The organism is Sphingomonas sp. Leaf34 (assembly GCF_001421805.1).
Taxonomy (GTDB): domain Bacteria; phylum Pseudomonadota; class Alphaproteobacteria; order Sphingomonadales; family Sphingomonadaceae; genus Sphingomonas.
In genome coordinates, this window is sequence record NZ_LMLC01000005.1 from 533,172 (window position 1) to 555,777 (window position 22,606).

Genomic DNA, 22,606 nt, shown 5'->3' on the forward strand with positions numbered 1-22,606 from the left:
CCGCTGCCCTCGCAAACACCACCCCGGCGAAGGCCGGGGCCCAATTGGGGGCCGATAATGGTGAAAGTCGGCGTGCCGTCACAAGGGCCTTACCACTTGGGCCCCGGCCTTCGCCGGGGTGGTGTTCCTATGGGGGCGTGGTCGCGAAATACAGACGCCCACCCCCTTGTTCTCCCGCGAAGGCGGGAGCCCAGACTGGGTCCCCGCCTTCGCGGGGAAACACATTGCGCCCCCGTCACCCCGGCCTAGACCCGGCCCGCTCGCGCGCGCTCAGTCGAGTTCGAGGATCACCTGGTCGACCGCAAGGCTGTCGCCGGTCTTCGCCGCGACCGACTTGACCGTGCCGGTCTTCTCGGCGCGCAGGATGTTCTCCATCTTCATCGCCTCGACCACCGCGAGCGGCTGCCCCGCCTCGACTTTGTCGCCCGCCGCGACGTCGAGTCGGACCAGCAGCCCCGGCATCGGGCAGATCAGGAACTTCGACAGATCGGGCGCGACCTTCTCGATCATGTGCGCGGTATAGGGGGCGACGCGCGCCGGCAGCACGCGCGCGACGTGGCTCGCGCCCCGCGTGGTGAGCTTGAAGCCCGCGCGCGCCTTGGCGATGCGGATCGTCAGATGCTCGTCGCCATCGACTCCGTGACCGTCGGCGACCACCATCCGGTCGCCGGGCGTGTATTCGAGCGACAGGTCGAGGTCCTCGCCGTCGACCGCGATGCCGTCGGTCGAAACGCTTACCGCATGGTCGATCTTGTCGATCGTCACCGACCAGTCGGCGGGCGGGCGGAGGCGCTTGCCGAGTTGGCCGTCGATACGGCGCGCACGGTCGGCCTCCGCCGTGGCGGCGAAGGCGGCGACCGCGGCGAGCGTCTTGAGCAAGCCGGCATCGGCGGGCGCACCGTGGAAGCCGTCGGGATATTCCTCGGCGATGAAGCCGGTGGTGAGCGCGCCCGACTGGAAGCGCGGGTGCTGCATGATCGCCGACAGGAAATCGATGTTGTTGCCCGGCCCCTCGAGCTCGAACGCATCGAGCGCGGCGATCTGCGCGGCGATCGCGGCGTCGCGGGTGGGGGCCCAGGTGATGAGCTTGGCGATCATCGGGTCGTAGAACATGCTGACCTCGCCGCCCTCGCGGACGCCGTCGTCGACGCGGACGCGGGGTTCGGCGGACTCCGCGCCTCCCACCCCGTTCGTGCTGAGCGCAGTCGAAGCACCTTCGCGCGAGCCATGCCCTTCGACTTCGCTCAGGGCGAACGGGAGAGGCGGGTTGTACCGGACCAAACGCCCGATGCTCGGCAGGAAGCCGCGATACGGGTCCTCGGCGTACACCCGGTTCTCGATCGACCAGCCGTTGAGCTTCACGTCGTCCTGCGAAAAGCCGAGCGGCTCGCCGGCGGCGACGCGGATCATCAGTTCGACCAGATCGAGCCCGGTGATCTCCTCGGTCACCGGATGCTCCACCTGGAGCCGGGTGTTCATCTCGAGGAAGTAGAACCCCTCCCCCGTCGTATCCGCCCCCGACACGATCAGCTCGACCGTCCCGGCGGAATAATAGCCGACCGCGCGCGCCAGCGCGACCGCCTGCTCGCCCATGGCTTTGCGCATCTTGGGCGTGACGAACGGCGACGGCGCCTCCTCGACGACCTTCTGGTGCCGCCGCTGGATCGAGCATTCGCGCTCGTTGAGATAGATGATGTTGCCGTGCTGATCGCCGATCAGCTGGATCTCGATATGCCGCGGGCTTTCGATGAATTTCTCGATGAACACGCGGTCATCGCCGAACGACGCCAGCCCCTCGCGCTTGGTCGCCTCGAAGCCTTCGCGGACGTCCTGCTCGCTATAGGCCAGGCGCATGCCCTTGCCGCCGCCGCCCGCCGATGCCTTCATCATCACCGGATAGCCGATGCCGCCTGCGATCTCGACCGCGTGATCGGTGCTGTCGATTTCGCCGAGATAGCCCGGGACGACGTTGACGCCCGCCGCCTTGGCGAGCTTCTTCGATTCGATCTTGTCGCCCATCGCGGCGATCGCGGCCGGCGGTGGCCCGACGAACGCGATGCCCGCCTCGGCGCACGCCAGCGCGAAACTCTCGCGCTCGGACAGGAAGCCGTAACCGGGGTGGATGCAGTCCGCGCCCGTCTCCTTGGCGGCGAGCAGGATCAGCTCGGCCTTGAGATAGCTGTCGGCGGCGGGTGCCGGCCCGAGCCGGACCGCCTCATCCGCCATCAGGACGTGCGGGCTGCGCGAATCGGCATCGGAGTAGACCGCGACGGTCTTGATGCCCATCGCCTTGGCGGTCCGCATGACCCGACACGCGATCTCGCCGCGATTGGCGACCAGGATTTTCTTGAACATCTCTCGCCCTACTCTGTGCCGTCTCCCCGGACATGGCCCGGGTGCGGACTTGGGGTTACTGGTACCAAATCATCGATTTGAGCTGCGCCGTCCGGGCCTTGGTCAGGTCGGTGCGGCACCCGGCGGTCGTCATGCCCTGCGCCGAACCGCCGGCATATTGCCCGCCCTCGATCACGCATTGCGTGTCGCGGAACTTGAGCCAGGCGCGCTGGCTCTCGAGCAACGCCGCGGCATAACCGAACCCGCCGCCGCGCGACCCGTCCTGCGCATCGCGCCGCTTCATATAGGCATAGGTGCGCTTCCACTGCGCGGTCATCGCCGCATCCGCCTGCGTGTAGCTCGTGCCCGCGGACCGGTTCATGTCGGCCTGCGTCTGGATCGGCGCGGCGGCGGTCAGCAACAGCGCGATCAGCAGCATGTCTTGGCCTCGCGCATCGGTTCCGGCCCGACCATCGGCGTCATCCCCAGCTTCGCGAGCAATGTTGCATCGGCGCTGTCGCCGGCGTTGCCCGTGGTCAGCAGCTTGTCGCCGGTGAAGATCGAGTTCGCGCCCGCCATGAAGCAGAGCGCCTGAGTCGCCTCGGACATGCTCTCGCGCCCAGCTGACAGCCGCACCATGCTCAGCGGCATCGTGATCCGCGCGACCGCGACGGTCCGGACGAATTCGATGTCGTCGATTCGGCCCAGCGGCGTGTCGGCGAGCATGTTGCCCAGCACCGTCCCCTTGACCGGGACCAGCGCGTTGACGGGAACGCTCTCCGGGTGACGCGGCAGCGTGGCGAGCGCGTGGACGAAGCCGACGCGGTCGCTGCGCGTCTCACCCATCCCGACGATCCCGCCGCAGCACACCGAAATGCCCGCGTCGCGGACGTTCGCCAGCGTCTCCAGCCGATCGCCGAAGGTGCGCGTGGTGATGACGTTGCCGTAATTCTCCGGCGAGGTGTCAATATTGTGGTTGTAGTAATCGAGGCCGGCGTCGGCGAGCTGCTTCGCCTGGTCCGCGTCGAGCATGCCGAGCGTCATGCACGTCTCGAGCCCCATCGCGCGGACGCCCTCGACCATCGCCACGACCTTCGGCATGTCGCGCGGCTTAGGGTTGCGCCAGGCGGCGCCCATGCAGAAACGCTGCGAGCCGGCCGCCTTGGCCTGCGCGGCGTCGGCGAGGACGGCGTCGACGTCCATCAGCTTTTCCGCCTTGAGGCCGGAGTCCGACGAGACGGACTGCGAGCAATAGCCGCAATCCTCGGGGCAGCCGCCGGTCTTGATCGACAGCAACGTGCACAGCTGCACTTCGCTGACCGCGTGATGCGCGCGGTGGACGGTCTGCGCGCGGTACATGAGTTCGTCGAACGGCAGGTCGAACAGCGCGGCGATTTCCGGGCGGGTCCAGTCGGTCCTGGTGGTCTGCTGCGCGCGCGGGAGCCCAGTGTCGCGAACGCCGCGCTCTGAAGACTGGGCTCCTGCGGGCGCAGGAGAACGGAGAAGGGTATCGGTCATTCTGCGGCTTCCTCTTGCGGGCCCATATTGTGGCCGAGGAGCTTCAAGACGTCCTCGGCGGCCTGGATCAGGTTGGTGCCGGGTCCGAAGATCGCCTGGACCCCGGCATCACGCAGCGCCTGATAGTCCTGTGCGGGAATAACGCCACCCGCGATCACCTTGATATCCGCGCGCCCCGCCTCGCGCAGATGGCCGATCAGCTCGGGGATCAGCGTCTTGTGCCCTGCCGCAAGGCTGGAGGCGCCGACGATGTCGACGTCCTTGGCAAGCGCCAGCGCGGCGACCTCCGCCGGGGTCTGGAACAGCGCGCCCGGCACGATCTCGAACCCCAGGTCGCCGAACATCGATGAGACGAGGTTGGCGCCGCGGTCATGCCCGTCTTGCCCCATCTTTGCGACAAGCATGCGCGGTTTGCGACCAAGACGGCGCTCGGTAGCTTCGACACCGTCGGTCAGCCGCGTCCAGCGCGCATCGTCCTCATACGCGCCACCATAGACGCCCGACACGGGGGTGGGCTGCGTGCCGTAGCGCCCGAACACGTCCTCCATCGCCGACGAAATCTCGCCGAGCGTCGCGCGGGCGCGGGCGCATTCGACGGCGAGCGCGAGGAGGTTGTTCTCAAATCCTCCCCGATCCGGGGAGGTGGCAGCCGAAGGCTGACGGAGGGGGGTGTCCACGGGCGTATCCGTGTGTGGAGCCCCCCCTCCACCAGCCGTTGGCTGGTCCCCCTCCCCGTTCCGGGGAGGAATTCGCGCGCCCTCGCGCAGCGCATCGAGCGCGGCACGGCACGCATCCTCGTCGCGCGTCGCCTTCACGCGCGCGATCCGTTCGACCTGGCCGGCGCGCACCGCGACGTTGTCCACGTCGAGGATCTCGATCGCGTCCTGTTCGGCGAGCTTGTACTTGTTCACGCCGACGATGACGTCCTCGCCGCGATCGACGCGCGCCTGGCGGCCGGCGGCGGCTTCCTCGATCATCGCCTTGGGCCAGCCCGCCGCGACCGCCTTGGCCATCCCGCCCTCGGCCTGGATCCGCTCGATCAGCGTCCACGCGCCGTCGACCAGGCTCTGCGTCAGGCTCTCGATATAATAGCTGCCACCGAGCGGATCGACGACCTTGGTCATCCCCGTCTCTTCCTGCAGCACGATCTGCGTGTTGCGCGCGATGCGAGCCGAGAAATCGGTCGGCAGCGCGATCGCCTCGTCGAGCGCGTTGGTGTGGAGCGACTGCGTGCCCCCCAGCATCGCCGCCATCGCCTCGATCGTCGTGCGCATGACGTTGTTGTACGGATCCTGCTCGGTGAGCGACACGCCCGACGTCTGGCAATGCGTGCGCAGCATCTTCGAGCGTTCGTCCTGCGCGCCGAGCTGCGTCATCGCGCGGTGCCACAGCACGCGCGCGGCGCGCAGCTTGGCGATCTCCATGAAGAAGTTCATGCCGATCGCGAAGAAGAACGAGAGCCGGCCGGCAAACTTGTCGATGTCGAGCCCGCTCGCGACGCCGTATTTGACGTATTCCATGCCGTCGGCGATCGTGAAGGCGAGCTCGTGGAGCTGCGTCGCCCCCGCCTCCTGCATGTGATAGCCGCTGATCGAGATGCTGTTGAACTTGGGCATCTCGCGGCTCGTATAGCCGAAGATGTCCGAGATAATTCGCATGCTCGGCTCGGGCGGGTAGATATAGGTGTTGCGGACCATGAACTCCTTGAGGATGTCGTTCTGGATGGTCCCGTCGAGCAGGTGCCGCGGCACGCCCTGCTCCTCGCCCGCGACGATGAAGAAGGCGAGGATCGGGATCACCGCGCCGTTCATCGTCATGCTGACCGACATCTTGTCGAGCGGGATGCCGTCGAACAGGATCTTCATGTCCTCGACCGAATCGATCGCGACGCCTGCCTTGCCGACGTCGCCGGTGACGCGCGGATGGTCGCTGTCGTAACCGCGGTGCGTGGCGAGATCGAACGCGACCGAGAGCCCCTTCTGCCCCGCGGCAAGGTTGCGGCGGTAGAACGCGTTCGACGCCTCCGCGGTGGAGAAGCCCGCATATTGCCGGATCGTCCACGGGCGGCCGGCGTACATCGAGGCGCGGACGCCGCGCGTGAACGGCGCGAAACCGGGGAGGCCGGGGTCGGCGGTGACATCGTCCGCGGTGTAGAGCGGCTTGACGTCGATCCCCTCCGGGGTGGCCCAGGTGAGGTCGGCGCCTTTGACTTCCTTGGCGGCGAGCGCCTGCCAGTCGGCGAGGGTTGGGTTCGGTTTGTCAGTCATGCTTAAAACACCACCCCGGCGGAGGCCGGGGCCCAATTGGAAAGATCGCAGTAACGCAGCGGAGCACCGGCCAATTCGCCGCCACCCAATTGGGCCCCGGCCTTCGCCGGGGTGGTGCGGAAAACGGAAGTCACTTTCCCGTGAACACCGGCTTGCGCTTCGCCAGGAACGCGATGCCGCCCTCCATCGAATCCGCCGACCCGCGCGCCGCGCGCTGGTTGACCGCCTCGGCCTCCATCGCGCCCGCATAATCGCTCTCATACGCCGCGGTGATCGCGCGCCGCATCAGCCCGAGCGCCACCGTCGGCATCGCCGCCAGCCGCTCGGCCAGCGCAAACGCCTCGCCGTCCAGCGCGTCGTCGGCGACGACCTTGTGCACCATCCCCCAGTTGAGCGCCTTGGCCGCGGGCACGCGCTCGCCCAGCATCATCATCTCGGTCGCGCGCGCGCGCCCGATCAGCCGCGGCAGCATCCACGACGCGCCGCCATCGGGCACGAGCCCGATATTGACGAACGCCTGGAGAAAATACGCACTCTCGCTCGCGACGCAGAAATCGGCGGCGAGCGCGAGGCTGCAGCCGATCCCCGCCGCCGGCCCGCGCACCGCGCTGACCACCGGCACCGACAGGTCGGCGATCGCCACCATCGTCGGATTATAGCTGCCGGTCAGCGCCGCATAGGTCGCCTCGCCCGGATTGTCCGAGCCGAGCGCCCCGCCGCCGACGTCCGCGCCCGAGCAGAATGCGCGCCCCGCGCCCGCGATCAGCACCGCGCGCGCGCCGTCCAGATCGCCGAGTGCCGCCGCCAGTTCCTCGAACATCGCAGGCGGCGCGGCATTCAGCCGGTCGGGGCGGTTCAGCGTCAAAACCAGCACGTCGCCGCGCCGTTCGCTCAGGATATGCTCGGCCATCAGTGTGCGCCCTTCGGTGTTTCCATGAGTTCGACGAGCATCCCGCCAAAGTCCTTCGGGTGCACGAACACGATCGGCGTGCCATGCGCGCCGATCCGCGGCGCACCCAGCACGGTCGCGCCCTTCGCCTTCAAATCGGCGACCGCCGCGTCGATATCCGCGACCTCGAAGCAGACATGATGCTGCCCGCCCGCCGGATTCTTGCGCAGGAACCCCGCGATCGGCGAGCTCTCGTCATACGGCTCGATCAGCTCGATCTGCGTGTTGGGCGCGTCGATGAAGCACACCTTCACCCCCTGCGCCGGCAGATCGAACGGCTCACCGATCGCAGTCGCACCGAGCAGCGTGCGATACGTCTCGATCGACTTCGCGATCGACGGCGTCGCGACGCCGACATGGTTGAGGCGGCCAAGCACAGCGGTCATCCCTCGATCCTCGGGCTGTCGGGCGTCCGGCGCGCCATCGCGGCGCCCTCGATCAGTCCCTCGATGCGGCTGACGCGTTCGCGCAACGCGACGTGGCTGTCGGCGAGGCGCGCGAGCCCCGCGCTCAGCCCGGTGAGTTTCGCGTCGAGCCCATCGAGCCTTTCCTGGTACGTCAGCAACGCCTTGATGACGCCGAATGCCTTCTCGGTCGCGCTCATGCGGCGTGGCTCAGCGGGACCGGGTCGCCCGCCAGCGCACGCTCGATCGCCTCGAGCGCGCGGTCGATCGACTGCTCCATCGAATCGATCTTCGCATGCCAGTGCGGCAACATCGCCTCTATCTCCGGCAGGATCAGCGCCAGCGCCTTGTCATCGTCCCCGTCGGCACGGTCCTCCGCCGCGAGATACCGCGTGGAGGCCTCGCGCAGGACGTGGCCGACGGATTTACCGTTGCTGGCGGCAAAGGCATCGAGCGCCGCCTTGTGATCGGGCGAGGTCAGAAACGTCACGCGTTCGGTCTGCATGTCACGACTCCTTATCATGACATGATAATGTGCGGCTGGCAGCGATACAACGCGTCATTCGGCCGACTCCGCAGCGGGCTTGGCGGGCACCGGGGGAACGACCCCGAGCGTGTACCCACAGACGCCGAGCACCTGCCGCACCATCGCATCGCTGGCCGGCGCGGCGAAGTTCGCCTGCACCGCAAAGCTTGCGCCATTGGTCGTCTCGACGCGCACCGTCTTCGACTTGACCAGGAAACTGGTCAGCTTGGTGATCGCCTCGGGATCGGTGACATAGGTCCCCGTCCCCGGAAACTGCCAATTATAGGTGAACGCCGGCCCGCCATCGAACCGCACCGCGACGGGCTTGTCCGCACCGGACCCGAGCGGCTGCGGCTGGATGAACTGGATCGACACGATCGGTTCGGACGCGACGTCGCATTTCACGACGAACCGTGAGAGCCCGTCATTGCCGGTAACCGATGCGGAGATGCTGCGCACGCCCGCGGGACTGGTGCGGTCGGCGAGCTTCCAGGCGGGGGCGGCTGGCGCGGGTGCGGCGGCCTGGAGAAGCAGGAGAAACGCTAGCATGATACCTCCGTCCCCCGGCACCTCATCACTCCAGCGGATACCGAAGTTTCAGCACGCGAACCACACCCCGCCCGCGCCAGATCCCAGCAGTCGCTGGGGTGACGGAGGCCGGGCCGGACCGCATGACAAGCGGGGTCACAGCGGAATGTTATCATGCTTCTTCCACGGATTCTCCAGGCTCTTGCCGCGGAGTTTCCGTAGACCGAGCGCAATCCGGCGGCGGGTCGAGTGCGGCTGGATCACCTCGTCGATGAACCCCTTTGACGCCGCGACGAACGGATTGGCGAAGCGCGCCTCGTACTCCGCGGTGCGCTCGGCGATCTCCTCGGGCGTCTTGCCACGGAATATGATCTCGACCGCGCCCTTCGCGCCCATCACCGCGATCTCCGCGGTCGGCCACGCATAGTTCAAGTCGCCGCGCAGATGCTTCGACGCCATCACGTCGTACGCACCGCCATAGGCTTTGCGCGTGATGACGGTGATCTTGGGCACGGTCGCCTCGGCATAGGCGAACAGCAGTTTTGCGCCATGCTTGATGATGCCGTTATGCTCCTGCGCGGTGCCGGGCAGGAAGCCGGGGACGTCGACGAACGTCACGATCGGGATCTCGAACGCGTCGCAGAAGCGCACGAACCGCGCCGCCTTTTTCGACGAATTGATGTCGAGCACGCCCGCCAGCACCATCGGCTGGTTCGCGACGAAGCCGACGGTGCGCCCCTCGATCCGGCCGAAGCCGGTGATGATGTTGGCCGCATGCGCCGGCTGCGTCTCGAAGAAATCGCCCTCGTCGACGACCTTTCGGATCAGCTCGTGCATGTCGTAGGGCTGGTTCGCCGATGCGGGGACCAGTGTGTCGAGGCTGTTCTCGATCCGGTCCCATTCGTCCGCGGTCGGCCGCTCGGGCACCCCGGCGCGGTTCGATTCGGGCAGGAAATCGAAGAAGTCGCGCGCCGCGAGCAGCGCCTCGATATCGTTCTCGAACGCGTTGTCGGCGACCGACGTTTTGGTCGTGTGCGTCACCGCGCCGCCGAGCGCCTCCTGCGTCACGACCTCGTTTGTCACCGTCTTGACCACGTCGGGGCCGGTGACGAACATGTAGCTCGAATCCTTCACCATGAAGATGAAGTCGGTCATCGCAGGGCTGTAGACCGCACCGCCGGCGCAAGGCCCCATGATCAGCGAAAGCTGCGGCACCACGCCACTGGCGAGCGCATTGCGCTGGAACACCTCGGCATAGCCGCCGAGCGAGGCGACCCCCTCCTGGATGCGCGCGCCGCCGCTGTCGTTCAGCCCGATGATCGGCGCGCCGACCTTCATCGCGCTGTCCATCACCTTGCAGATCTTCTGCGCATGACGCTCGCTGAGCGACCCGCCGAATACCGTGAAATCCTGGCTGAAGACAAAGACGAGGCGGCCGTTGATCGTGCCCGAGCCCGTGACCACGCCGTCGCCGGGGATCACCTGGTCCTGCATGCCGAAATCGACGCAGTTATGCTCGACATACATGTCGAGCTCCTCGAACGACCCCTCGTCCAGCAGCACGTCAAGGCGCTCCCTCGCGGTGAGCTTCCCCTTGGCGTGCTGCGCTGCGATCCGCTTGATACCCCCGCCCACTCTTGCGGCTTCGCGGCGTCGTTCAAGCTCTTCGATCGTCGATGACATCGTCTCTCCGTCCTGTTGCTGGCCTTCACAGAGCGGGACGCTTCGCGCAAATGCAATGTTGCAAACTTGTGCCGCCCATGTTTGCAAACTAGGCACAGAGTATGACCACGCCCCCTCGCCGCCTCTTCGTCGGACACCGGTTGCGCGCGCTTCGCGGGACGCTCGGGATCAGCCAGGCGGCGATGGCGGTCCGGATCGGCATCTCGGTCAGCTATCTCTCGCAGATCGAGAATGGCGATCGCCCGGTGAGCGAGGCGGTGCTCGTGACGCTCGCGCGCGAATTTCCCGCCGACTGGGGCAGCATCGATGCCGCGGATGACACCGCACTGCTGGTCGCGACGCTCGAGGCGGTCACCGACACCAGCGTCGCCGCCCCGACGCTCGACGAAAGCGCGATCCGTCGCGCGGTGAAGCACCAGCCGTTGCTCGCGCAGCGGCTCGTCGCAATGCACGACGCCTATCGCCGCGCGCAGGAGCAGTTGCGCGCGCTCGACGACCGGCTGGTCGCGGGATCGGGCGCGCCGGGGCTGCTCCCCTGGGAGGACGTGCGCGACTGGTTTCACGCGGCGGGCAATTATGTCGACACGCTCGACCGCCGCGCGGAGGAGATTGGCGAGACGCTTGGCAGCGACCGGATCGCGGCGCTCGAGGCGCGGCTCGCGGCGCGCGGCGTATCGGTGGCCATCTCGGGCGCACTCGCCGCGCCGCTGCGCGAGTATGACGGCGCGACGCTGCGGCTCGATGGGTCGCAGCCGGGCGAGACGATCCTGTTCTCGCTCGCGCATCAGGTCGCACGGCACGAATTCGGCGACGTGATCGGCGGGATCGTCGCCGCATCGGAGATGGTGTCGGAAACCGCGCGCGCGCTGCTCACCGCGGGGCTCACCAATTACGCGGCAGGGGCGATCGTGATGCCCTATACCCGCTTCCGTGCCGAGGCGCGCAACGTCCGCCACGATATCGACCGGCTGCGGCGGATCTTCGGGACGAGCTTCGAGCAGACCTGCCACCGGCTCTCGACATTGCAGCGCCCCGGTGCGCTCGGCATCCCGTTCTTCTTCTGCCGGGTCGACATGGCGGGCAACATCACCAAGCGGCATTCGGCCACGCGGTTGCAGTTCGCGCGGTTCGGGGGGGCGTGCCCGCTGTGGATCGTTCACGAGGCGGTCGCCATCCCCGACCGGATCCTGACGCAGTTGATCGAGACGACCGACGGGATCCGCTACGTCTCGATGGCGAAGGGGCTGGTGAAGCCGTCCGAGACCTATACGCGGCCGGCGCGGCGCTATGCTGTGGCGCTGGGGTGCGAGGAGGCGAATGCGTCGGAGTTCATCTATGCGGACGCGCTGGGGACCGGAGGCATCGCGACCCCGATCGGGTCGTCGTGCCGCATCTGCCTGCGCACCGACTGCGACCAGCGGGCGTTTCCACCGGCGGCCAGCGACATCCGAGTCGATCCGAACCGCCGCGGGGCTGTGCCGTACGAGGTCGTGTAACGCGCTTGATTCGACGCACCATCCCGGCGAAGGCCGGGGTGGTGGCTCTATCGTCGGGCGATATCAATCCTTCGGGAAGAAGCGCTCGACCACGTTGCTCGCGAGTCGCGAGGGTCGCAGCGTTTCCGCGTCGAGGCAGCACCAGCTCGACTTCACCTCGGCGAGCACATCCTCGCCGCGCTTGATGATCGTCTCGTAGAACGCGCGCGCGCCCTGCACCTTTTCGAGCAGCACCGTCGCGATGACGTCGTCGTCGAGGAACGCCGGCTTGCGGTACGTGATCTCGTGCTTGAGCGCGACCCACAGATGCCCTGCGACCGCATCGGCAGGCGCGAGCCGCTGCCAATGATCGATCACCGCCGCCTGAACCCACTTCAGATAGTTCGCGTTGTTGACGTGACCCATGAAGTCGATGTCGGCCGGCTCGATGCCGATGGCGTATTGATGAGGGAGCGCTGTAGACACACGCATCCTATAGCATGCGAACCTGAACATAGCGATGACGGGCGTGCGAACGCGGCGACCATCCGTCTCATGATCCAAGAATTTGCGCGTATCGGTGTGCAAAAGCACTCGGCGGCGCATCGGCAAGGGGACGCAAGCGGCCAGAACGCGCTGGATGCCCCGTGAGGATTCGAACCTCAATAGGCGGTATCAGAAACCGCAGTCTTACCATTAGACGACGGGGCATCAGCGAGGGCGCGATCTAGGCGGGCGGTTTCGTGCTGTCAACGCTAAGATGATACCGATTCGCCACTTCGCTTGCGTAATCGTGCCGCCGCGCTACATTCGGCCTCAAGCACCGGGCGGGTATTTTCCCGCGGCGGCAGATATAGATAGCGAGTTTTACGGCGATGGGGGATGTTTCCGCCCGAATGCCGTTCCGGCAGGGCAGTCCTGCCCGTCCGGCGGCGACCCGGCCCAGTCGAGGGCGGTGGGCCGATGCGCAGGCATTTGCCGCGCTGGATCTGGGTACCAACAATTGCAGATTGCTGATCGCGCGGCCGCAGGCGGGCGGGTTTGCGGTGATCGATGCGTTCTCGCGAATCGTCCGGCTTGGCGAGGGCCTGGCGTCGACCGGCAAGCTGAGCGACGCGGCGATCGAGCGGACGATCGCCGCTCTGCGAGTGTGTTCCGAAAAGCTTCAACGGCGCAATGTAACCCTGGCGCGATCGGTCGCGACCGAGGCGTGCCGGCAAGCGTCGAACGGCCCTGCGTTTATCGCACGCGCGCTGGCGGAAACCGGGATTCACCTCGATATCATTTCGGCCGAGGAAGAGGCGCGGCTGGCCGTGCTCGGCTGCCATGCGTTGATCGAGCCCGGCGAGGACCCGGCACTCGTGTTCGATATCGGCGGCGGGTCGACCGAGCTTGTACTGGTCGATACCTCGACGCCAATCCCGACCGTACTCGACTGGCACTCCGCACCATGGGGCGTCGTGTCGCTCACCGAACATGCCGGCGGCGGCGAAGGCGAAGACGGACGTCGTGCCGCCTATGCACGGATGCGCACCGTCGTCGCGGACAGTTTCGCGGGATTCGCCGCGCGGTTGCCGCGACACATCGAACGACCGCGGCTGCTCGGCACCAGCGGCACGGTGACGACGCTTGGCAGCGTGCATCTCGGGCTCAGCCATTACGACCGGTCGGTGGTCGACGGGCTGATCGTGCCGGCGTCGGCAATGCGGCGGATCAGCGCCGACCTTTCCCATATGTCGATCACGGAGCGCGCCAAACTGCCGTGCATCGGCAACGAGCGCGCCGACCTGGTGGTCGCGGGCTGTGCGATTCTGGAGACGATCATGGATTTGTGGCCCGCCGAGCGGCTCGGCATCGCCGACCGCGGTATTCGCGAAGGCATCCTCCGCCGGCTGATGGGTGCCCCCAAGCCGGGCAAGTCGGGGATCGCAGCGTGAGTCGGGGTGGGTCCGGCGGGCATGTCCGCGTCCTCACCGCGCGCAAGCGCACCGCGCAGTCGACGCGCTGGCTCGAGCGGCAGCTGAACGATCCCTATGTGAAGCGCGCCAAGGCCGACGGCTATCGCAGCCGGGCGGCGTACAAGTTGATCGAGCTCGACGAGCGGTTCGAGTTGATCCGCGGAAGCAAGCGCGTGGTCGATCTGGGGATCGCGCCGGGCGGCTGGGCGCAGGTTATCCGCCGGCGGATCCCCAAGGCGGCGGTGGTCGGGATCGATCTGCTCCCGGTCGATCCGATCGACGGCGTGACGATCTTCGAGATGGACTTCCTCGACGATGCCGCCCCCGGCAAGCTGATCGAAGCACTGGGCGGCGCACCCGACCTGGTGCTGTCGGACATGGCCGCGAACACGGTCGGCCATCCGCAGACCGATGCGCTCAGGACGATGGCGCTGGTCGAGACCGCGCTGCACTTTGCGTGCGAGGTGCTCGAGCCCGGCGGGACGTTCGTGTCGAAGGTGTTCGCAGGGGGTGCCGATTCCGAGCTGGTCGCGGAAATGAAGCGGAACTTCAAGACAGTGAAGCATGCCAAGCCGCCGGCGAGCCGGAAAGGCTCGGTCGAGTGGTTCGTGGTGGCGCAGGGGTTCAAGGGTCGGTCAGCGGATCAGCCTCGCTGATCCGCGTCGCGGACCGCCCCCGGCCAGCGTCGCGCAGCGACGACTGACGACGCGGCTTCGCCGCGACGCTCTGCCTCGGGGTGATACCAACCGCACCGGCTCGTGACAAAATGTGTGTCCCGCGAAGGCGGGGACCCAGCCTGGGCTCCCGCCTTCGCGGGAGAACAAGGAGCCGGGACTCGCGCGGCGCCTGCCCTCCCCTTTCCGAGGGTGAACGGTGCGTCCCTCTACGGAAACCAGTCAAAGAAAAAGCCCGTGGACTTGGGTCCACGGGCTCTCTCTATGTCGGGCGCCGCGGCAAAGCCGCGTCGTCGGTCGGGCGATGCCCGACGGCCGGGGTTTCGGCCGAGCCGCGGATTAGCTTTCGCTAATCCCGCTGCCTCAACCTTCGTAGTCCGCACCCAGATTCTGGTTCCGCGGCGGTGCAGCGGCGGTCAGGCGAAGCGCCTCGGCCGATGCGGCCAGGCTGCCGACGGCATCGACTTCATCGTCGTCGTCGACGCGAACCTTCTGCAGACCCTGGATGACCTGTTCCTTGAGATGCGCCGGCTTGACGTTCTCGTCGGCGATCTCGCGCAGCGCGACGACCGGATTCTTGTCGCGGTCGCGGTCGAGCGTCAGTTCGGCGCCGCCCGAGATCTGGCGCGCACGCTGCGCCGCGAACAACACCAGGTCGAACCGGTTTGGGATCTTGTCGACACAATCCTCGACGGTAACGCGCGCCATGCGGCTTCCTTCGTAACAACGATAGAATGAGAATGCGTCGCCTACGGGCGATGGCCCGCAAAGTCAAGAAAACCGCCGCGGGTTGCAACCGCCGCCGCCGCGTGGTCATCACTCGCGCCATGGACGATCCCGCAGACCAGCCGACCTTTGCCGTCGACGGCAACCAGATGACCCTGCTCGACACCGGCCCCCGGCGCCTCGACGCGGTGCTGGCGCTGATCGATGGGGCCGAGCGGTCGTTGCGCGTGCTCTACTACATCTATGCCGACGACGAGTCCGGCAAACGCGTCAACGCGGCGCTGATCGCCGCCGCCGAGCGCGGTGTCGCGGTCGCGCTGATCGTTGACGGCTTCGGCAGCGACGACGCGCCGCATGCCTTTTTCGAACCGCTGGAGTCCGCCGGCATTTCGGTCTGCCGCTTTTCCGCGCGGTTCGGCCGCCGCTATCTGCTGCGCAATCACCAGAAGCTCGCGCTCGCCGACGAAGCCCGGATCATCATCGGCGGCTTCAACATCGAGGACGATTATTTCGGGACCGCCGCCGACCAGGCCTGGCGCGATCTCGGCCTGCTGGTCGAAGGGCCGGCAGCGGGGCGGCTGGCGGGGTATTTCGATGCGCTGAAGGACTGGATCCACGACCCCAAGGGCAAGCTGCGCCACCTGAACGCCGCGCTATCGCGCTGGAGCGAGACGACGGGCGCGACCCGCTGGCTGATCGGCGGACCGACCCGCAAGCTGTCCCCCTGGGCGCGCGCGGTGCGCGACGACATGCGGCGCGGACGGCGGATCGACATCATCGCGGGCTATTTCACGCCGAGCCCCGCCTTGTTGCGGCGCCTCGACAAGGCGGGACGGCGACAGGCCGGCGTCCGGATCGTCACCGCCAGCAAATCGGACAACAACGCGACGATCGCCGCCGCGCGGTTCACCTATGCGGGGCTGTTGCGCAAGGGCGTCCGCGTGTTCGAATACCAGCCGACCAAGCTCCACACCAAGCTCTACGTGATCGACGATGCGGTCCATATCGGCTCGGCCAATTTCGACATGCGTAGCCTGTTCATCAACATGGAGCTGATGCTGCGGATCGAGGATGCCGCGTTCGCCGCGCACGTCCGCCGCTATGTCGACGGCGAGATCGCCAAGTCGACCGAAGTGACCGGAGCGCTTTACCGCGCCAACACCGGCTGGGTGCAGCGGATCAAGCAGTTCGCGGCCTATTTCGTCGTTGCGGTCGTCGACCCAAGCCTGTCGCGCGGGTTGAACTTCGGGATCGACGAATAGGCGCGGCCGCCCCTCCCCGCCAGAGCGAGGTGGCGAGGTCTGCGGTGCGCGTCAGTCCTTCCAGGCCCAGTACAGCTGCGCCGGCGGTACGTTCCACCACTCCATGTCGTGATCGATCGACTCGAAGTGCGGGGTGAGGAAGTCCTTCACCTTGGGCGAGAACTGATAGACCAGAAATGCACCGCCGCTGCGCAGTACGGCATGCGTCGCGGTGGCGATCGCCGGACCGACGCCGGGAGGCAGCGTCGAGAACGGCAGACCCGACAGGACGTAATCGGCCTTTTCGAAGCCATGATCGGCGACGATCGTCTCGACCTCGTCCGCCGAGCCCAGCACTGCGAAGAATCGCGGATCGGTGATCGTGTGGCGCAGATATCGGATGAAATCGGGGTTGGTGTCGATCACCACCAGCTTGGCATCGGGTGCCATCCGGTCGAGGATCGGGCGGCAGAAGGTGCCGACGCCCGGGCCGTATTCGACGAACAGCTTGCAGTTTGCCCAGTCGACCGGGTCGAGCATCTTGCGGATCAGCTTGTCCGACGACGGCACGATCGATCCGACCATGACGGGATGTTTCAGAAACCCCGAAAAGAACATCTGCCACGGAGACGGCACGCCGGCGGGGCGGCTGCGTGCGCGCCGGGTGGCGGTGGTCGAACTGGGCATCGTGTTCCTTACGGTCAGGGGTCCCGCAACGACGGCGAGGCTTTGCACCTCCCGTCGCACGAATTCCGAACGCGTTTCAAGGCCTGCGAGTTGCATGCGGCGACGAACCGAGCGCGACATCATGCCGCGCCCGTGGGTTCGGTCGATGTTCCGCCGGCGTTGCCAAGCCTGTCCGATCGCTTAAGCAAGCGATCATGAACGACGATCGTACAGGACAGATAGCGGTGATTTTCACGTCGTTCCGTAACGACGCGGACGCCATCGGCTATGCCGAGGCCGCGGCGGCGATGGACGCACTCGCTGCCGTGCAGCCAGGCTATCGTGGCGTCGACAGCGCGCGCGAGGCGGACGGCATGGGGATCACCGTCAGCTATTGGGCGGACGATGCGGCCGCGATCGCGTGGCGCGACCATCCCGAGCATGCCGCGATTCGCGATCGGGGCCGCGCGCGCTGGTACGACCGCTATGCGGTGAGCGTGACGCGGGTCGAGCGCGCTTATGCCTGGACGCGGCCGTGACCGGAGCATCGACCGACACACCGAGGATCGATCGGCGGTTCGCACTGATGTTTCTCGTGATGCTGACGATCGCAGCGGGGAACACCGCGCTGCAATCGGTGCTGCCGGCGCTCGGCCGGTCGCTCGGCGTCGCCGACAGCGCGGTTGCGGCGGCGTTCTCGGTATCCGCGCTGCTGTGGGTGATCGCCGCGCCGTTCTGGGCGAAGCGATCGGACCGGCATGGTCGCCGGGCGATGATCCTGCTCGGCGTCGGCGGGTTCAGCGTGTCGCTCACCGTGTGCGGCGTCTTCCTGCTGGCGGGGATCAACGCCTGGATTGGCGGGACCGCGGCGTTCCTGTGCTTCATCGGCGGGCGACTGATCTACGGCACGTTCGGCGCCGCCGCGCCGCCGGCGGTACAGGCGCTCGTCGCGGGCGAGACGACACGCGAGGAACGGACCAAGGCGCTGACCCTGCTCGCCTCCGCATTTGGTCTCGGCACCATTTTGGGGCCGGCGATCGCGCCATATCTGATCCTGGGGTCGATCGGTGGCGTCGAGATCGGCCTGTCGGGCCCGGCGTTCCTGTTCGCGGTGTTCGGGGTGGCGGTGTGGATCACCGTGCGACGGATGCTGCCGGACGACCGAATCGTCGCGTCGCACGAAACGCATGGTGCCAGCTCCGCCTATCCCTCGATCGGTGGCGCGCCGACCGGGGCCTCGGTCGCCGCCGCGACCGAATCGCACGCCGAGCATGTCGCCTATACCGATCCCCGGATTCGTGCCTGGATGATCGCCGGGCTGGTGATGGGCCATGCGCAGGCGATGACCGGACAGGCGATCGGCTTCCTGGTGATCGACCGCCTCCACCTTGCACCGGCGTCCGCGCTCGAGCCGACCGGGATCGTGCTGATGATGGGCGCCGGCGCCGCGCTGCTCGCACAATGGGGGATCATCCCGCGGTTGAACCTGACCCCGCGCCAGCTTGTGCTGACCGGGCTGGTGCTGGCCGCGGCGGGCACCGCGCTGACGGGACTGGCGACGTCGCTCTACACGATCGCGACCGCCTATGCGCTGGCGAGCCTCGGTTTCGGCTTCACCCGGCCGGGGTTCACCGCGGGGTCGTCGCTGGCGGTCGGCGCCAATGCGCAGGGCTCGGTCGCGGGGAAAGTGACGAGCATCAACGGCGCGAGCTTCGTGCTTGGCCCCTCGATCGGCGTCGGCCTGTACGAAGCCCAGCATTCGCTGCCCTACCTGGTGGCAGGCGCGGCATGTATCGCGATGATCGCCTATGCCTATGTGGCGCTAAAGGATGCGGGAAGCTGAGGCGTCCCCTCGCCCGCGCTCTATCGCTGGCGCATCATTCCGGCTCGCGGCCGCTCCGATGACGGCCCGCAACCCGTGGCCCTTGGTCCGAAGAAGCACGGACGAGGCGGCCGTCGGCCAATTGCCCGCTCAGCGGTCCTGGGAGTGGTCGTGCGGATCGCCCCCGCCGGCATGCCGCGCAAATGGCCAGGGCTGGGGGGTGTGTTCATCGCTGGGGGCGACATCCTGACGGACAGCGGCGCGACGGCGAGCTCCTCTACGGTGGCGTCGCCCCCAAGTGTGCGAGCCGAGCCGCCTCGCGTCATCGCAGGGATCGGACCTCGCTTCCGATAGGCCTGACGCCGATGCACCGAGGAGCGTTACAGGCTGAGATTGCGTTTCAGCACTTCCGCAGAGGCCATCTCGCCCAACGGGCCGCGCCCGTCGCCGGAAAATATGTCCGCCAGGTCGAGCAGGTCCTCGTCGCCAAGCGCCGTCACCGACGCCTGTACAGCGGCAAGCCGCACGACCGCGTGGTCGGCCTTTGCCGCGCGTCTTTTGATCCGTGTTCTCAACATTTTCGGCAGATAGCAGGATCGCGCCGCCGATGGCAGGTCCGAATGCAGACCAATCCACGTCCGAAGCAATGGCTGGCCGTTTGCGCATTTTCGAGCAAGATGCTGAATACCGGCGCGTTCTGGACACCACCCCGCCCGTCTCGCGCTTGCCGCACTGCCCCCCGCCCCCTACTGCGCTGCGATGACCCGGCACTACGGCATGGACTGGCTGCGGATCGGCGCGTTCGCGCTGCTGATCCTCTACCATATCGGCATGGTCTTCGTGCCGTGGAACTTCCATGTGAAGTCGCTCCATGTCGAGAACTGGGTGCGGCTGCCGATGCTGGCGAGCAATGCGTGGCGGCTGATGCTGCTGTTCGTCGTCTCGGGCTATGCCAGCCGCGCGCTGCTGAACCGGTCGCGCGGCACGGGCGCGTTCTTCGCCAATCGCTGCTACCGGTTGCTCGTGCCTTTGCTGTTCGGCATCGCGGTGGTCGTGCCACCGCAACCCTGGGTCGAGCTGGTCACCAAGCATGGCTATGCCGGCAGCTATCTGACGTTCTGGAGCCACGACTATTTCCGGTTCGGCAAGCTCGCCGGGATCATGCTGCCGACGTGGAACCATCTCTGGTTCGTGGTCTATCTCTGGGCCTATACGACCGCGCTGACGCTCGGCCTGATCGTCATCCGCGGCCCCTGGCTGCAACGCGCGTTCGATTGGATGTTTGGCAGCCCGGCGGTCCTCCTTCTCCCCGTCGCATGGCTCGTCTTCGTGCATGGCTGGTGGTTCCTGATGGCCGCCGAAACACAGGCGCTCTATGGTGACTGGGTCGCGCACGTCACCTATTTCCCCGCCTTCCTGTTCGGCTTCGGCCTCGCCCGCTCCGACCCCGCAATGGCGGCGATCGCGCGCTGGTGGAAAGCCGGCGCCGCGGTCGCGCTGCTCGGCTATCTCGCGGTTCTTGCGGTCGAGCTGGAATGGCCGGGCGACATCGTCGCACCGCGCTGGATCTACCCGGCGTACGGCGTTGCGCACGCGCTCGAGCAATGGGGCGCGATCGTTGCGCTGATCGGGATCGCCGAACGCCACTGGAACCACGACCATCGCTGGCGCCCGGTGCTGACCGAGGCGGTGTTCCCGTTCTACCTGATCCACCAGACGATCATCGTGCTCGTGATGTACGCGCTGCTCCCGGCCGGGCTGCCGGGCTGGGCGGAGTTCGCCTGCCTGCTCGCCGCGACGATCGTCGGCTGCATCGCCTTCTACCGGATCGGCCGCGGCATCGCGCCGCTCCGCCCGCTCATCGGCCTGCGCGCCCTCCCCTCGAAAGACTCAGCATGACCTGGACTCTCGTCATCCACGGCGGCGCTGGCAAACTCGACAGCGAGATGGTCTCGCCAGAGCAGGACGCGGGCGCGCGCGCCGGCCTGTCGAACGCGCTCGACGCCGGATCCGCGGTGCTGGCGGATGGCGGCAGCGCGCTCGACGCGGTCGAGGCGGCGGTCCGGGTGCTGGAGGACGACCTCCACTTCAATTCGGGGCGCGGCGCGGTGTTCACGCATGACGGCACGCTCGAGCTCGATGCCGCGATCATGGACGGGCGCACCCGCGCCGCTGGAGCGGTCGCGGCGGCCACCGCCACGCGCAATCCGGTCGGCCTCGCCCGCGCGATCCTCGACGACGGCCGGCACGTCTTTCTCGCGGGCAAGGGCGCCGACGCCTTTTCGCGCGAACACGGGCTCGAACAGGCGGGGGCGGACTGGTTCGCCACGCCCGAGCGCACGCGCCAGTTCGCCGAGTTCCAGGCCGATGGCGGCGGGTTCGACGTCGACATGAAATACGGCACCGTCGGCGCGGTCGCGTGTGACGCGCACGGCCATGTCGCCGCTGCCACCTCGACCGGCGGCGTGACCGGCAAGCGCTGGGGCCGGATCGGCGATTCGCCCGTGATCGGCGCAGGCACCTTCGCCGACGATCGCGCGTGCGCGGTGTCGTGCACCGGCTCGGGCGAGTTCTTCCTGCGCATCGGCGTCGGCCATGAGATCGCCGCACGAGTCCGCCTGGCAGGCGAATCGCTGCAGGTCGCCGCCGACGCGGTACTCGCCGAAGTGAAGGCGCTCGGCGGCACCGGCGGCGTGATCGTCGCAGGCCCGGACGGCGACATGGCATGGGGGTTCAACACCGTCGGCATGTACCGCGGGACGGCATCGTCCGCGGGGTGCCGGACCGTCGCGATCTACGCTAACGAGCCGGTATGAAGCGCTTTATCCTCGCCGCGGCATCGTCCGCGCTGGCCATGCTCGGCCTCGCCTCCCCCGCCACCGCGTTCTGGGAATATGGTCACCAGACCGTCGCGCAGATCGCCTATGCCAACGTCACGCCCAAGACCAAGGCGGCGATCCGCCGGCTGCTGGCGCAACAGGCGTTGCTCGAGACGCCCGAATGCCCCGCCGGCACGATCGAGGAAGCCAGCGTCTGGGCGGACTGCATCAAGCCGCTGAAAACCGCCGACGGCAAGTCGCGCTTCGGCTTCGCCTATAGCTGGCACTACCAGAACGCCGACGTCTGCGCGCCGTTCGACCTGACGCCCGCGTGCAAGGACGGCGACTGCGTCTCGGCGCAGATCGACCGCGACGTGACGCTGCTGCGCGATCGCGCCACTGCGCCGAAGGACCGCGTCCAGGCTCTGGCATTCCTGATCCACTTCGTCGGCGATCTCCACCAGCCGCTCCACGCCGGCGATCGCCACGACAAGGGCGGGAACGACGTGAAGGCGGACTACGGCATCTATGGCCCGGCGCGGTTCAACCTGCATTCGGTCTGGGACGGCCCGCTGGCGGAGCGCGCGATCTCGACGCCGCCGTCGCTGGTACGGCGCTATCCGGCGGCCGAGCGCGCGAAGATCGGCGCGGGGACGGTCGTCGACTGGAGCCGGGAGTCGTGGGACGCCTCGCACACGGCGTATGCGGCGGCGCTTGGCGGCGATGCGTGCGGTGCGGTGCCGGCGCGGGTGAAGATGGACGATGCGACGATCGCGAAGATGGTCCCGGTCTCTCGCGAAGAGATTCGCCGCGGGGGGATCCGGTTGGCGAAACTGCTCGACAAGGCGCTGGGCTGAAAGTCCCCTCTCCCCTCCGGGGAGAGGGAGGGGCCCGCGTGCTCTTGCACGTGGGAGGGTGAGGGGCGTGAGGCTCGCGACGCGAATCCCAAAGCCCCTCTCCCTCCCGTCGCCTTCGGCTCCTCCTTCCCTCTCCCCGGAGGGGAGAGGGACACGCAA

The 22,606-nt window shown here is 67.5% G+C and carries 23 protein-coding genes and 1 tRNA gene; 9 read left to right on the plus strand and 15 right to left on the minus strand.

Going from position 1 to position 22,606, the window contains the following annotated elements:
* Window positions 1-270: 270 nt before the first annotated feature.
* The 10 genes from ASF00_RS16805 to ASF00_RS16850 form a co-directional block, all read right to left on the minus strand.
* Window positions 271-2,355 (minus strand): acetyl-CoA carboxylase biotin carboxylase subunit, encoded by a 2,085-nt coding sequence (locus ASF00_RS16805; protein ID WP_055882000.1) that lies wholly within the window; start codon window positions 2,353-2,355, stop codon window positions 271-273.
* 55 nt (window positions 2,356-2,410) lie between these two features.
* A complete protein-coding gene (locus ASF00_RS16810; protein ID WP_055882002.1) occupies window positions 2,411-2,773 on the minus strand; it encodes a lysozyme inhibitor LprI family protein in 363 nt (120 codons plus the stop codon).
* A complete protein-coding gene (gene bioB, locus ASF00_RS16815; RefSeq protein ID WP_082463510.1) occupies window positions 2,764-3,852 on the minus strand; it encodes a biotin synthase BioB in 1,089 nt (362 codons plus the stop codon). Before bioB ends, ASF00_RS16810 begins: the two co-directional genes overlap by 10 nt.
* Window positions 3,849-6,119 (minus strand): methylmalonyl-CoA mutase, encoded by a 2,271-nt coding sequence (scpA, locus tag ASF00_RS16820; RefSeq protein WP_055882005.1) that lies wholly within the window; start codon window positions 6,117-6,119, stop codon window positions 3,849-3,851. Before scpA ends, bioB begins: the two co-directional genes overlap by 4 nt.
* A gap of 130 nt (window positions 6,120-6,249) precedes the next feature.
* Window positions 6,250-7,029, minus strand: coding sequence for an enoyl-CoA hydratase-related protein (locus ASF00_RS16825; protein ID WP_055882008.1), 780 nt, complete (start codon window positions 7,027-7,029; stop codon window positions 6,250-6,252).
* Window positions 7,029-7,454: a methylmalonyl-CoA epimerase gene (gene mce, locus ASF00_RS16830; protein ID WP_055882011.1), complete on the minus strand. Its 426-nt coding sequence runs from the start codon at window positions 7,452-7,454 to the stop codon at window positions 7,029-7,031. The genes ASF00_RS16825 and mce overlap by 1 nt, the downstream gene beginning before the upstream one ends.
* Window positions 7,451-7,672: a hypothetical protein gene (locus tag ASF00_RS16835; RefSeq protein ID WP_055882014.1), complete on the minus strand. Its 222-nt coding sequence runs from the start codon at window positions 7,670-7,672 to the stop codon at window positions 7,451-7,453. Before ASF00_RS16835 ends, mce begins: the two co-directional genes overlap by 4 nt.
* Window positions 7,669-7,977, minus strand: coding sequence for a hypothetical protein (locus ASF00_RS16840; protein ID WP_055882017.1), 309 nt, complete (start codon window positions 7,975-7,977; stop codon window positions 7,669-7,671). Before ASF00_RS16840 ends, ASF00_RS16835 begins: the two co-directional genes overlap by 4 nt.
* Window positions 7,978-8,031: 54 nt before the next feature.
* Window positions 8,032-8,547 (minus strand): hypothetical protein, encoded by a 516-nt coding sequence (locus ASF00_RS16845; RefSeq protein ID WP_055882019.1) that lies wholly within the window; start codon window positions 8,545-8,547, stop codon window positions 8,032-8,034.
* A 135-nt stretch (window positions 8,548-8,682) separates the two neighbouring features.
* A complete protein-coding gene (locus ASF00_RS16850; protein WP_055882022.1) occupies window positions 8,683-10,209 on the minus strand; it encodes an acyl-CoA carboxylase subunit beta in 1,527 nt (508 codons plus the stop codon).
* A 101-nt stretch (window positions 10,210-10,310) separates the two neighbouring features.
* On the opposite strand from ASF00_RS16850, the gene ASF00_RS16855 reads away from it, so the two are divergent.
* Window positions 10,311-11,705, plus strand: a complete 1,395-nt coding sequence (locus ASF00_RS16855; RefSeq protein WP_055882024.1) for a helix-turn-helix domain-containing protein — start codon at window positions 10,311-10,313, stop codon at window positions 11,703-11,705.
* Window positions 11,706-11,768: 63 nt separating this feature from the next.
* Here the strand turns inward: ASF00_RS16855 and ASF00_RS16860 are convergent, their stop codons facing one another.
* Both ASF00_RS16860 and ASF00_RS16865 read right to left on the minus strand, forming a co-directional pair.
* On the minus strand, window positions 11,769-12,176 hold the full coding sequence (locus ASF00_RS16860; RefSeq protein ID WP_055882460.1) for an acyl-CoA thioesterase: 408 nt from the start codon (window positions 12,174-12,176) through the stop codon (window positions 11,769-11,771).
* Window positions 12,177-12,321: 145 nt separating this feature from the next.
* Window positions 12,322-12,395: transfer RNA gene (locus tag ASF00_RS16865), tRNA-Gln, on the minus strand.
* A 185-nt stretch (window positions 12,396-12,580) separates the two neighbouring features.
* Between ASF00_RS16865 and ASF00_RS16870 the strand changes: the two genes are divergently transcribed.
* Window positions 12,581-13,621 (plus strand): Ppx/GppA phosphatase family protein, encoded by a 1,041-nt coding sequence (locus ASF00_RS16870; RefSeq protein WP_055882028.1) that lies wholly within the window; start codon window positions 12,581-12,583, stop codon window positions 13,619-13,621.
* Window positions 13,618-14,298 carry an RlmE family RNA methyltransferase gene (locus ASF00_RS16875; protein WP_055882031.1) on the plus strand — a complete coding sequence of 227 codons (681 nt, stop codon included), beginning with the start codon at window positions 13,618-13,620 and terminating at the stop codon, window positions 14,296-14,298. The genes ASF00_RS16870 and ASF00_RS16875 overlap by 4 nt, the downstream gene beginning before the upstream one ends.
* 381 nt (window positions 14,299-14,679) lie before the next feature.
* Here the strand turns inward: ASF00_RS16875 and rpoZ are convergent, their stop codons facing one another.
* Entirely contained in the window at window positions 14,680-15,024 is a 345-nt protein-coding gene (gene rpoZ / locus ASF00_RS16880; protein WP_055882033.1) for a DNA-directed RNA polymerase subunit omega, read from the minus strand.
* 119 nt (window positions 15,025-15,143) lie between these two features.
* On the opposite strand from rpoZ, the gene ASF00_RS16885 reads away from it, so the two are divergent.
* Window positions 15,144-16,304 (plus strand): phospholipase D-like domain-containing protein, encoded by a 1,161-nt coding sequence (locus tag ASF00_RS16885; RefSeq protein WP_055882463.1) that lies wholly within the window; start codon window positions 15,144-15,146, stop codon window positions 16,302-16,304.
* Between the two features lie 51 nt (window positions 16,305-16,355).
* Here ASF00_RS16885 and ASF00_RS16890 read toward each other — a convergent pair whose 3' ends face one another.
* Window positions 16,356-16,970, minus strand: coding sequence for a class I SAM-dependent methyltransferase (locus ASF00_RS16890; RefSeq protein WP_055882467.1), 615 nt, complete (start codon window positions 16,968-16,970; stop codon window positions 16,356-16,358).
* A gap of 194 nt (window positions 16,971-17,164) precedes the next feature.
* On the opposite strand from ASF00_RS16890, the gene ASF00_RS16895 reads away from it, so the two are divergent.
* A complete protein-coding gene (locus ASF00_RS16895) occupies window positions 17,165-17,488 on the plus strand; it encodes an antibiotic biosynthesis monooxygenase (RefSeq protein ID WP_055882037.1) in 324 nt (107 codons plus the stop codon).
* A gap of 47 nt (window positions 17,489-17,535) precedes the next feature.
* Window positions 17,536-18,792, plus strand: a complete 1,257-nt coding sequence (locus ASF00_RS16900) for an MFS transporter (RefSeq protein WP_055882039.1) — start codon at window positions 17,536-17,538, stop codon at window positions 18,790-18,792.
* Between the two features lie 359 nt (window positions 18,793-19,151).
* On the opposite strand, the gene ASF00_RS16905 is transcribed toward ASF00_RS16900, so the two are convergent.
* Window positions 19,152-19,349: a hypothetical protein gene (locus ASF00_RS16905; RefSeq protein ID WP_055882042.1), complete on the minus strand. Its 198-nt coding sequence runs from the start codon at window positions 19,347-19,349 to the stop codon at window positions 19,152-19,154.
* Between the two features lie 181 nt (window positions 19,350-19,530).
* Between ASF00_RS16905 and ASF00_RS16910 the strand changes: the two genes are divergently transcribed.
* Genes ASF00_RS16910 through ASF00_RS16920 form a run of 3 tightly spaced genes read left to right on the plus strand, consistent with a single transcriptional unit; the run spans window position 19,531 to window position 22,447 of the window.
* Window positions 19,531-20,670, plus strand: a complete 1,140-nt coding sequence (locus ASF00_RS16910; protein WP_055882045.1) for an acyltransferase family protein — start codon at window positions 19,531-19,533, stop codon at window positions 20,668-20,670.
* Complete coding sequence (locus tag ASF00_RS16915; RefSeq protein ID WP_055882047.1) at window positions 20,667-21,587, plus strand: isoaspartyl peptidase/L-asparaginase family protein; 921 nt, start codon at window positions 20,667-20,669, stop codon at window positions 21,585-21,587. The genes ASF00_RS16910 and ASF00_RS16915 overlap by 4 nt, the downstream gene beginning before the upstream one ends.
* Window positions 21,584-22,447 carry a S1/P1 nuclease gene (locus ASF00_RS16920; protein ID WP_055882050.1) on the plus strand — a complete coding sequence of 288 codons (864 nt, stop codon included), beginning with the start codon at window positions 21,584-21,586 and terminating at the stop codon, window positions 22,445-22,447. Before ASF00_RS16915 ends, ASF00_RS16920 begins: the two co-directional genes overlap by 4 nt.
* The last annotated feature ends 159 nt before the right edge of the window (window positions 22,448-22,606 follow it).